13 protein-coding genes and 1 tRNA gene are annotated in these 11,141 nt (G+C 51.0%); 8 read left to right on the top strand and 6 right to left on the bottom strand.

Annotated features, from left to right (window positions below; translation table 11 throughout):
- Window positions 1-188: 188 nt before the first annotated feature.
- The 5 genes from MRY86_RS08320 to MRY86_RS08300 form a co-directional block, all read right to left on the bottom strand.
- A complete protein-coding gene (locus MRY86_RS08320; protein WP_293566817.1) occupies window positions 189-593 on the bottom strand; it encodes a gamma-glutamylcyclotransferase family protein in 405 nt (134 codons plus the stop codon).
- A gap of 93 nt (window positions 594-686) precedes the next feature.
- Complete coding sequence (gene secG / locus MRY86_RS08315) at window positions 687-950, bottom strand: preprotein translocase subunit SecG (RefSeq protein ID WP_293566818.1); 264 nt, start codon at window positions 948-950, stop codon at window positions 687-689.
- A gap of 3 nt (window positions 951-953) precedes the next feature.
- Window positions 954-2,072, bottom strand: a complete 1,119-nt coding sequence (locus MRY86_RS08310; protein ID WP_293566819.1) for a hypothetical protein — start codon at window positions 2,070-2,072, stop codon at window positions 954-956.
- 91 nt (window positions 2,073-2,163) lie between these two features.
- On the bottom strand, window positions 2,164-2,745 hold the full coding sequence (locus tag MRY86_RS08305; protein ID WP_293566820.1) for a non-canonical purine NTP diphosphatase: 582 nt from the start codon (window positions 2,743-2,745) through the stop codon (window positions 2,164-2,166).
- 30 nt (window positions 2,746-2,775) lie between these two features.
- On the bottom strand, window positions 2,776-3,234 hold the full coding sequence (locus tag MRY86_RS08300; RefSeq protein ID WP_293566821.1) for a hypothetical protein: 459 nt from the start codon (window positions 3,232-3,234) through the stop codon (window positions 2,776-2,778).
- 116 nt (window positions 3,235-3,350) lie between these two features.
- On the opposite strand from MRY86_RS08300, the gene MRY86_RS08295 reads away from it, so the two are divergent.
- From MRY86_RS08295 to MRY86_RS08270, 6 genes are all read left to right on the top strand, one after another.
- Window positions 3,351-4,433: a branched-chain amino acid aminotransferase gene (locus MRY86_RS08295; RefSeq protein ID WP_293566822.1), complete on the top strand. Its 1,083-nt coding sequence runs from the start codon at window positions 3,351-3,353 to the stop codon at window positions 4,431-4,433.
- Between the two features lie 84 nt (window positions 4,434-4,517).
- Window positions 4,518-5,117, top strand: coding sequence for an inorganic diphosphatase (locus MRY86_RS08290; protein ID WP_293566823.1), 600 nt, complete (start codon window positions 4,518-4,520; stop codon window positions 5,115-5,117).
- A 186-nt stretch (window positions 5,118-5,303) separates the two neighbouring features.
- Window positions 5,304-5,519: a CcmD family protein gene (locus tag MRY86_RS08285; protein ID WP_052516423.1), complete on the top strand. Its 216-nt coding sequence runs from the start codon at window positions 5,304-5,306 to the stop codon at window positions 5,517-5,519.
- Entirely contained in the window at window positions 5,512-6,948 is a 1,437-nt protein-coding gene (locus MRY86_RS08280; RefSeq protein ID WP_293566824.1) for a Glu/Leu/Phe/Val dehydrogenase, read from the top strand. The genes MRY86_RS08285 and MRY86_RS08280 overlap by 8 nt, the downstream gene beginning before the upstream one ends.
- Window positions 6,949-7,150: 202 nt before the next feature.
- Window positions 7,151-7,624: an Lrp/AsnC family transcriptional regulator gene (locus tag MRY86_RS08275; protein ID WP_081968960.1), complete on the top strand. Its 474-nt coding sequence runs from the start codon at window positions 7,151-7,153 to the stop codon at window positions 7,622-7,624.
- Window positions 7,625-7,741: 117 nt separating this feature from the next.
- Complete coding sequence (locus MRY86_RS08270) at window positions 7,742-8,521, top strand: TraB/GumN family protein (protein WP_293566825.1); 780 nt, start codon at window positions 7,742-7,744, stop codon at window positions 8,519-8,521.
- Here MRY86_RS08270 and MRY86_RS08265 read toward each other — a convergent pair.
- Complete coding sequence (locus MRY86_RS08265) at window positions 8,493-8,861, bottom strand: MmcQ/YjbR family DNA-binding protein (protein WP_293566826.1); 369 nt, start codon at window positions 8,859-8,861, stop codon at window positions 8,493-8,495. The two genes, MRY86_RS08270 and MRY86_RS08265, sit on opposite strands and share 29 nt — an antisense overlap.
- 104 nt (window positions 8,862-8,965) lie before the next feature.
- Between MRY86_RS08265 and MRY86_RS08260 the strand changes: the two genes are divergently transcribed.
- Window positions 8,966-9,037 (top strand) — tRNA-Arg (locus MRY86_RS08260).
- Between the two features lie 504 nt (window positions 9,038-9,541).
- Window positions 9,542-10,681 (top strand): ATP-binding protein, encoded by a 1,140-nt coding sequence (locus MRY86_RS08255; protein WP_293571254.1) that lies wholly within the window; start codon window positions 9,542-9,544, stop codon window positions 10,679-10,681.
- Window positions 10,682-11,141: the final 460 nt, after the last annotated feature.

Below are 11,141 nucleotides of genomic sequence, written 5' to 3'. Positions count from 1 at the left end.
TGTTTTGCGCACCATTTACAAGCGGTGTAAATGGCCGAATGGGTTATGAAAGACTAGCTGTAGTGTTGCCCGGTAAGTGATTGTTGGTGGGAGGGCTCACAATTTAGGAAAAAGAAATTATATTTTCGAAACCCTGCCAGAGGAAATATGCCATCAGGAAGGTCAGCTGAAGCTTATCCGGCTTTTTTCTATTTCATATGCCGGAGGTAGGCCTCAAGATGCTGCACCCTGAACTGCTCCGGGTCCCATGCGCCTTTCAGCTGCCCTCTTTTGTCCGCACGCCAGGCATAAACAATGGCTTCCAGCTGTCGGTCCTCCTGTAGCACGGAGACTGTTGTTTTCACGTAATCCTCACCCTCGTAGGCATCTAATACGGCGTGCTCCGCCGGCGAAAGCCCAGAAAGCAACAGTCCATGAACTTCAGCGCCCGGACGCGGGAATACTGCGGGGTACGGGCGGACATCAGCCCCATCGTGTATCGAAAAGCGATGATAACCAGATAGAAGGGCTTCCGATGAGCCGGGCAGGCGGCCGAGCAGTACGTGCAGGATTTCTGGAAAGAGCAAGGTGCCGTACACGAACAAAGGGCGCATTTTCAAAGATTGATTTAATGAAAAAAGGGCTGAACAAAGCGGTCAACACTTTTATTCAGCCCTTTCAACAGCAACGAGTGCTGTCAGATGAAATTACTGAGACTGCAACTGCTCAATCGCACCCTCTGTACCGCCTACCATCATGCTTGTTACGATGCAAAGCACGAACAACGCAATGGCGAGGTACCAAGTCGCTTTCTCAATAAAATCCGTAGACTTGGCTGCGCCAAACATCTGATTGGCTTGCGATCCACCAAAGGTAGAGTCAACACCGCCGCCCTTCGGGTTCTGGATCAAAACTGCGCCCATCAGTAGCACACAGACAAGGGCAATCAGTACAGTCATGGTAGTCAGCATATCTTAATCGCTTTTTATATTCAAAATTTGCTGCGCAAAGTAATCACTTTTTTCCGGAAAAACCAACATCAAACGGCGATACATTTCTTCTGCCTTTTCGTACTGCCCCTGCTGAGCCAGTACTTTAGCCAGGGTTTCGGAAACCAGGTTGCCATTTTCGGTTATGCTTTGCAGCACAATTTCGTCTACTTTGCTGGTAGGATGCCCTTTTTTCTTCTTCTTTCGCGTCTTCCGGTTGTCCTCCATTTTTTTGGACTCCATGATTTCGCTGAGCTGGGTCTGGATATCCGGGGGTTGGAACTGCGCGACCCAGCTGGTGAAGGAGCTCTTGGGCCGTGGTGAAGGTTTTGGCGCATGCAAGGGCTCATGGGGCGCCATGCGGTCTGCCACTGGCGCTTCCTCTGGGGCAGGCTGGGCCACCGGCTTGAGAAGGCCCGCTACAGCAATAGCAGTAGCTATGGCGTGATCAAAGGGAACAGCGGGGAAGGCAGTGTGGGTTGATTCCTCGGCTGGGGCGCTCCCACGGCTCTCCGCTCCGGGATGAGCTGCAGTGTCCGGCGAAACTTCATTCAGTGTAGATTCCAATGCCTCCAGTTCCTGGTTTTTCCAGGCTTCGATATCGGTTTCCTGCCCGTCAGTCGTATCTACCCTTGGAAGGTCGAGCTTTTCCCCCAAACCGGCGGTAGGGGTATCGCTTTCCGGGCTGTGATCCGCTTCGCCTGGAGCTTCGGCATCAAAACCAAAGTCCAGCTCCAGTGCAGACTCCGAGGGTTCAGGGTTGATATCCAAATCAGAGAGCTCCAGGGCTTCTGCTGAGTCTTCTTCGAGGCTGCTCAGTTCCAGATAATCCTCTGACAACTGAAAAACCTCTTCTTCCGGTGCTGTTTCCAGATAAGCTTCCACTTCCGCATACAGCAAGCTCCGGTCGCTCGTGGTAGCTGCGACTCTTGCCAGTACGGCATCCCAGTCTTCCCGGCGGTCCTGCAGGCTTTTTCTCAGCAGCAACAACTGCAATGGCTGGCAAAAAGGGTACTGCATCGCCATAGTTTTCAGCTCCTCGTAGGGCAGCTGATGCAGCAAAGACCGGTCTTGCAGATATCGGCTAAAGGTTTCGGCATTCATGATTGAAATACATTAATGAGGCATATAAGCTCCCTGCAACAACTGAAAGTGGTTATTCCAGCCAATCAAATTAAGAAAAACTTCCTTTAAATCAAACTTTCGTCTTCAGGAAGGCCACAAGCTTGCGCACGGCCTGCCCCCGGTGGCTGATGCTGCTTTTCTCTTCGGCAGACATTTGGGCGAAGGTACGGTTGAAGCCATCAGGCATAAAGACAGGGTCGTAACCAAACCCCTGATTGCCCTTTTTATGATGGATAATTTGCCCTTCCACCGTCCCTTCAAACTGATGCTCTTTCCCATCAATGATAAGGCTGATCACTGTATGAAAGCGGGCCTTACGGTCCTCCTCCCCTTTCATATTGGCAAGCAACAGGCTCATGTTGGCCTCATCATCGTGGGCAGGGCCGGCATAGCGGGCAGAGTAGACGCCCGGCTCGCCATTCAGCGCATCCACTTCCAGCCCGGTATCTTCAGAAAAACAGTCGACCTTGTAATTTTTATGAACATACCACGCTTTTTCTGAGGCGTTGGCGGCAATGGTTGGGCTGGTTTCCGGCAGTACTTCGTCGCAGCCGATGTCTTTCAGGCCCTGAATTTCAATTTTGCCTTCCAGCAACTGGCTGACTTCAGAGATTTTGTTAGGGTTGCCGGTTGCGAATACAATAGATTGCATGAATTATAATTAGGTTTTGTTTGATAGGTTTTAAACGTGGAAGCAAGCTTTGAGGGTTCGCCAGAGCTGTCCGGATTTTTCTTTACCGCCCGCCTGCCGCTCCTCAAAAATGGCAGCGATGCTATCGGTAAGGATAAAAGTAGTGGATCCAAAATGCACGGGCTGATAGGGGTGCAGCTGAAAATGTAAACCCAGCCGCCTGCCGCTGATGCCGAAGAGGAAAACGAATTTTGCAGTTTTGTGCCCCTCCAACCGGCTGAAACTAATGGATTCTTCTTTTGTTAAACAGATGTGTTTTGCCTGTTGTGCGAGGTCAATTTTCGCAGCGCCGAACACTTTGGCCAAAAAGCCTTCCATTTCTGCCTGCTGCGCCGCTTCGGCTTCGTACCAAACCCAAATGCCCTGATTTCCCGCACCACTGATGCCGTTTTTAGGCTGCGCTTGTTCCGGGACGGGAAAAAGATGGAAATCAAAAAAGGTAGAATTCAAAATATTTGATTTAAATCAAGATCGTTATCCAAATAATCAATAAGCAAAGAGGTGAATTTATTCCAAATATAGAATATTTGTAATTTTTTCTTACTTTCGCATTAAAAATATTGCAGATGAAATTTAATATAAAAATCACGAAAGCTCAAAATTCACGGCTCGGACAAGTGGATTTTGACAACATACCTTTCGGACGGGTATTTTCAGACCATATGTTTGTGGCCGACTACCAAGACGGCGAGTGGCAGTCGCCAAGAATTGTCCCTTTCGGCCGTTTCGAAATGCACCCTGCCGCCATGGTCCTACACTATGGACAGGCGATCTTTGAAGGCATGAAGGCTTCTAAATCTCACGATGGCACGCCTTTCTTCCTCCGCCCTGAGATGCACGCCAAGCGGCTCAACAACTCTGCCCGCCGCATGTGCATGCCCGAAGTCCCCGAAGCGCTGTTCCTGGAAGCCCTTCACACCCTGGTCGACCTGGATAGCGATTGGATCCCGCCACAGGAAGGCAGTGCGCTTTACATGCGCCCTTATATGTTTGCTATGGACGAATTCATAGGAGTGAAGCCCTCTGCAACGTACCGGTTCATCATTTTCACCGGCCCTGTAGGCCCTTATTACCCCAAACCGGTAAGCCTCGTTGCCGACCGGCAATTCGCCCGTGCAGCCGTGCAAGGCGGCACTGGCGAAGCCAAAGTTGCAGGCAATTACGCTGCCTCCCTCTTGCCTGCCAAACTGGCGAATGAAAAAGGCTACGATCAGGTTATGTGGCTGGACAGCCGGGAGTTTAAATACATACAGGAAGTGGGTACCATGAATATCTTCTTCGTGATCGACGGTACCGTGGTAACACCTAAACTCGATGGCGGCATTCTGCCGGGCATTACCCGGGACACTATTCTAAAAATGCTGCCTGAACATGGGTATAAAGTGGAAGAGCGCCCTATCGCAATTGACGAACTGGTAGAGGCCTACAAAGCTGGCAAATTACAGGAAGTATTTGGCTCCGGTACCGCAGCGGTGGTGGCCCATGTTTCCAAGGTCGCCTACGATGGCTTTGAGATGGAGCTTCCGCCTGTAGAAGAACGCAAGGTCGGGCCGTTCATCAAAGCACAAATCGATGGCATGCGTTCGGGCAAAATTGAAGACAAGCATGGCTGGATTGTTCCCGTACAGGGGCAGGCTGTGAATGCATAGGTATATTTGACTCAATGCAAACGACAGGGGCACTGCCAAAACAGCTGCCCCTGTTTTTTTAGGATTACCCTAAACCTCAATCCGATGAAAAAACAATGGCCTTTCCTGTTTTTCGCACTCCTTATATATAGTTGCCAACCGGACGCCGCTCCAGCCGACCCGGAAGCTTATCCTGCACGAACGCCCAATGGGATTAACGTGGTCGTGGAAATCCCCGCCGGCACCAACCAAAAGATAGAATACCAAAAAGACAACCAGCGCTTCGAAGCTGACCAACGGGACGGGAAAGACAGGCAAATTGACTTTCTCCCCTACCCCGGCAACTATGGCTTTATCCCCTCCACCCGAATGGACAAAGCGGCAGGTGGCGATGGCGACCCTGTGGATGTATTGCTGCTTTGTGCGGCTTTGCCTACCGGCACCGTGGTTGAAGCACGGCCTATTGGCGCCTTGCAGCTGTTGGATGAGGGCGAACTGGACACAAAGGTCATCGCTATCCCAACGGATGCCACGCTGCAGACCATCACGCCTGAGGATTTCACCGATTTCAGCATCCGTTATGATGGCGCGCGCCACATCATTGAAACCTGGTTTTTGTACTACGACGGGCTTGGTACCAACACCTTTGAAGGCTGGCTGGACGAATCGAAAACTTTAGCCCTCATCGCACACTACGAACAGTAAAGCACCGTTAGTGGTTTCTGGAAGAAACACGGGCTGGAGCCGTTTTTAAATAAACCCGAAATTTGACTCCGAAAAGCCAAATTTTATTTTGCGGAGTGGAAAATAAAAACGACTTTAGCCCCCGAAATTCTATTGTCGGTAACCGGATGGGGAAATCCTAACCAAGCCAAACAAATAGGACCATTTATGATCAAAAGACGCCTATCTTCAATCCTGGTCTTCCTGACCTTTTTTTCTGCGCTCCAGGCCCAAACCGGAGACACAGACTTCATGCGTAGCACGGGGAAGATCTACGTCGTAGTCGCCGTCATCCTGGCCATATTTGCCGGTCTTGTCCTTTTCCTCATTTATCTCGACAGGAAACTAACCAAATTAGAGAACCAAATTAAGGACAATGATTGATCTCGAACCGAAATCACAAACGAGCTTCTATCAGAGTGTTCAAAACTACTTTGAAAAAGCAGCACAGCACACGGGCCTGCACCGCGGGCTGCTGGATCAGATCCGGGAATGCAACGCCGTTTACCAAATCCGCTTCCCCGTCAAAGTAGGCAATGAGTACAAAGTCATCGAAGCTTACCGCGTACAGCACAGCCACCACCGTACCCCCACCAAGGGCGGTATCCGTTACAGCAACCACGTCAATCAGGAAGAGGTGATGGCCTTGGCCACGCTGATGACTTACAAATGTGCCATCGTGGATGTCCCCTTCGGAGGGGCCAAGGGCGGGGTAAAAATCAACCCGTGGGAATTCACGCCCTCTCAGCTGGAGAAAATTACCCGCCGCTACACGACCGAACTCGTACGCCGGAACATGATCGGCCCGTCAGTGGATGTACCGGCGCCCGATTACGGGACCGGCTCCCGGGAGATGGCCTGGATTTATGACACCTACCGCACCTTCAAAGGCGATGACATTGATGCCGCCGGCTGTGTTACGGGCAAACCGGTGAACCAAAGTGGTATCCGTGGCCGGACAGAAGCAACCGGGCGGGGCGTATTCTACGGCATCCGCGAGGCCTGTGATCAGGTGGATGACATGAAAAAACTGGGGCTGGAACCGGGTATTGCAGGCAAGAAAATTGTCTTGCAGGGCCTCGGTAATGTGGGCTCCTACACCGCTACCATTTCACAGGACGAAGGCGACGCGATTATCGTGGGCGTTGGCGAAGTGGAAGGTGCCATCTACAATGAGAAAGGCATCGACATTCACGAGCTGTTGAAGTTCCGGAAAGAAACCGGCTCTATTCTTGGCTTCCCGGGCGCTCAAAACCTGGATAAGAAGGACCGTACCCGCGTACTGGAGTTCGAGTGCGATATCCTGGTCCCTGCGGCACTGGAGAATCAGATCACGACCGAAAATGCACACCGCATCAAAGCGAAGATCATCGCTGAGGCGGCTAACGGCCCGATTACCTCTATGGCAGAGGAAGTACTTCTTAAGAATGGCAAGCTGATCATTCCTGACGTGTACCTCAACGCCGGCGGTGTGACCGTATCTTACTTTGAATGGCTCAAGAACCTGTCGCACATGCGCTTCGGCCGTATGGAAAAGCGTTTCAATCAGCAAATCAACCAAAACCTGGTTGACCTGATCGAGCGGACCACCGGAAAAAGCGTGACCGACCGGGAGCGCATGATGGTTGCCCGCGGGGCAGAAGAAATCGACCTGGTCCGCTCCGGGCTCGAAGAGACGATGATCACGGCTTATCAGCAGATTCGGGAGATCATGATGCGCAAGCGCAAGGTGGAAGATCTGCGGACCGCCTCCTTCGTAAGCGCGATCAATAAAATCAGCAGCGACTACCTGTCGCTTGGAATTTTCCCATAAACAGCACGGGGCATTCCTCAACTTACAACGTACAGCGGGCACCCAAAACGTGCCCGCTGTCTAGCAATACACCCTTAGTATATTTGGCGAAAAGCTATTTTGCAAAATATTTTATTATCAAATACCCCTTCGGGGTTTGCAATTAGCTGTTTTTGTCAATATATTAGAGCGGTTTTGTAAAAACTGAATAATCAACAGGAAAATGTCGGACAAACTGGACAAAATTGACCTCAAAATTCTGAAAATCCTTCAGGAAAGCAGCAAAATTACTAACCTGGAGCTTTCCAAGCGTATTGGTCTTTCCCCCGCTCCCACCCTGGAGCGTGTGAAAAAGCTTGAAAACTCTACCGTAATTGAAAGCTACCACGCCAAGGTTAATCCGCAGTCAATCGGATTGAATGTAAAGACCTTCGTATTGGTATCTCTGGCCTGGCAAAAGGAAAATGCCCTCAACCACTTCCTTGAGAAAATCAAGGAAATTGAGGAAATCACGGAATGCTATATCATTACCGGGGAAGCGGACTTCCTGATCAAAATCGTTTGCAAGGATATCCCCACCTACGAAAAACTCTTGTTCAAGACGCTTTCGCAAATTGATGAAATTGAGCGCCTGAAAACGCTGATGACGCTTTCCACTGTTAAAGACGCCAAAGTCCTACCTTACCGTTACGAGTAAGCGCCCGGCAAATGCCCTGGCACACCGATCACAGCCGTTGCTGAATTAACTACAGCAACGGCTTTGCGTTTTGGAGTAGGCTCAACATTCTCTATGTCAGCAAAACAATATCACACCATGCTGTGGTCCGTTCGGTCTCCCGACCTTATGGCCCCGTCCTATCTCTTTGGCACGATGCATGTCAGGGACCACCGCGCCTATACCTTTTACGAACAAGCCTGCCGCTACATTGACCAATGTGAAGCACTGGCACTGGAATTCGATCTTGGCAGCCTGGATCAGGAAGCGCAAACGGGCCTATTGCAACAGGTGCCTGCACAGTCGCTGGAAGCCCTCCTGCCCCCTCGTAAATTAGAGAAAATCCGGAAGTTCTTCCTGCGGGCGCTAGGCGTGGATATATTCCCACTGCGGCAGCTCCCCCCACTGCTGGTCAGCAACATCATCAACGAGCGCCTGTTGGAAGAAGACCACCCCATGGCGCTGGATGAAATGCTATGGCAATACGCCCGGCAGGCAGACAAATCCATACTAGGCATTGAAACCTACGAAGAACAGCTGAAGGTGCTGCAAAAAATACCACCGGAGGTACAGGCACAGTCTATTGTCGCTATGGCCCGTCATTTCCGGCAGCACCGGCGGCATTTGCTCCGGTTGGCGGCATTGTATGCGGCAGGCAATCTCCCTCAGTTGCATCAATCCTCCAAACGCAGCCTTTCCGGCATGCGGTACCCTATGCTGTACCGGCGCAATGCCATTATGGCGGAGCGCATCGGAAAGATGATCGCCGGGCAACCCGTATTTTGCGCAGTTGGCGCAGGCCATCTGTACGGCGGCAGAGGCGTGCTCCGCCTGTTGAAAAAGCAAGGGCTTAGCGTCGCTCCTGTGCCTCCTCGATAAACGCCCGGTCTTTCTTAGGCAGCTTAGAAACCACCAGGTCATAGGAGTGATCAATCAGTTTGAGCAACAAAGCCTCCTCCAGCCCATCTTCGAAGTACACCGTATTCCAATGCTTTTTATTCATATGCCATCCCGGGATGATCTGATGATGCTCCTCCCGCAACTGCTGTGCCCACTCCGGGTCACATTTGAGGTTGACCCGAAAAGCCTCCTCGTCCAGCCCGGTAGCTGCAAACATTTTGCCCATCACCTTAAAGACCAGGGTATCCGGCCCAAAAGGCAGGGTCTCCTCCACTCCAGGCTTATGGAGGCAATAGGCCCGGAAAGCTTCGATATTCATGGCGTTCTTTTTCCCTCAAGTTAAGCCTTTGGCAGGAAAGCACAACGACATTTTGTGGCTTGAGATTTTTTTTATCTTTGGGGCGTTCAATATCCATCCTTACAGGCCCCGTAGTTCAAGGGATAGAATAGGTGTTTCCTAAACACTTGATCCAGGTTCGAGTCCTGGCGGGGCCACTTTGCCACGACAGGACGAGAAGCCTGTCCCGGTCTAGCGTAGTAGGCCCACAAGGCCGTCACGCAGCTTTACCGGGAAGTCCTGGCGGGGCCACCAGAGTGCCCATAAAATAAAGGCTTCAGCGCCGCTTGCGTAAACATTGCGCAAACATCTACGCAGATGCGGTGTCTGAGCGCCCTATCAGGCATGGCGATTTAGTCTGTTCTTCGCCTTAAGCCGATGGTCTTTCACTTTTTTCCTGGTTTACCGGAACCGAAAAGTGAACAAGCCTGCCTGCTCGCCAATCTCGCTGGCAGGCAGGAACGCTAGAAATTCGCAAGACTTTATCCCGGTTGAACCGGGACTCCTCCGTCGAACATGTAATTCCGGCAGCCGCCACCCACTCTTACGTATTCCGTGACCTGTTCCAAACGTGCTCTAATCATATTCAAGTTTTGGTGCATTTTCCCTTGAAAATTCGAATATCTACTTCGAAATTTCAAGGATAATGTATATTTTCGGGTATGAGTAAAACGCTTCTCGATAGGAAACAAGATCAGGCAGCGGTAGCACAACTGATGCGCGTGTTCCCCGTGACTGCCCTGCTGGGGCCCCGTCAGGCGGGAAAAACGACCCTTGCCAAGACCTTCCAGCCTGACCATTACTTTGATTTGGAGAACCCACGAGACCTCACTATGCTGGAGCAACCTCAGCTGGCATTGGAAAACCTGGAAGGCCTGATCATGATTGATGAGATACAGCGAAAGCCGGAGCTGTTTTCATTACTGCGCTATTTGGTCGATCAGCAGAACAACCAGAAATATCTTATCCTCGGTAGTGCTTCCTCCAGTCTGAAGCAACAAAGTGGCGAATCGCTGGCCGGACGTATCGGTTATTATTATCTGTCTGGGTTCAACTTGCCGGAGGTGGGCGCTGCACATTACCGAAAGCTGTGGTTGCGCGGCGGTTTCCCCCGGTCTTATCTGGCAGAAGGGCAGGAGGAAAGCCGGCTATGGCGGGAAAACTTCATTGCTACTTTTCTGGAGCGGGATTTGGCCGCTCTGGGGAGCTCTATACCTTCCTCTACTATGTACCGCTTTTGGGTAATGCTAAGCCATTATCATGGTCAAACGCTAAACTACAGTGAGCTGGGGCGCTCTTTTGGCATATCGGACCATACGGTAAAAAAGTATATTTCCATTTTGGAAGACACCTTTATGATCCGGATACTTTTGCCGTGGCATACCAATGTAGGAAAGCGCCTGGTTAAGAGCCCAAAGCTATACATCCGGGATGCGGGCCTCTTTCATACCTTGCAAAATATCCATCAGGAAAAGGACTTGCTTACAAATCCTAAGCTGGGGGGTTCCTGGGAGGGCTTTGCGGTAGAGGAAACCATTGCTCAGCTGGGCAAACGGGACAATGAGGTATTTTTCTACGGTACCCACGCTGGCGTCGAACTGGATTTATACTGGCATTCCAACGGGCGCTCCTACGGTGCCGAATTCAAATACATGGATGCCCCCAAGCGTACAAGGTCTATGCACCAGGCTATAGAAGATTTGAACCTGTCGCAGCTCTACGTCATTTACCCTGGAAACCGGGAATATGCGCTGTCTGAGCAGATAAGGGTACTGCCGGTTCAACAATTAGGGGGGCTGTAGCGCTGGTCTCTGGTGCGGTGAGGACATCTCTTATGCGCTTACGAACGTGCGAAGGCGGTACCGTTCCTACGGAACTCAATCTCCAAACCGTAACAGCCAAGTCTCAAAGAGACGGTAGCACATTCCAATAATCATCAGGTTGTTGACAAGAAAGAAGAGCAGTAACCAGTCCTGTAAGTACGGCATTATTACAATTTAACCCAAAATCCAAAGTACTATTCCCAATACTTTTTCCAAACGCTACATCCACCACATCAGCGCCGTGAAGTACCGACAGGCATTGATATTGCCATCCTTTGAGGAAGAGCTGTGGCGGTCATCGTGCTCAATGTAAGGAGCAGTCAATCGGTATAAGCCCCGTTAGGGGTCATGGTGAGTATGAAAGAAAAGCCGAAGCTTCCCCCGCGCCGTAGGTGCGGAATGTGTATTGTGCAAAGGGATGCAACTACGCCCATACCGC

The organism is Phaeodactylibacter sp. (assembly GCF_022763345.1).
Classification (GTDB): domain Bacteria; phylum Bacteroidota; class Bacteroidia; order Chitinophagales; family Saprospiraceae; genus Phaeodactylibacter.
Note: the sequence above shows the minus strand (reverse complement) of the source record. Positions and strands in the feature narration are given on the sequence as shown.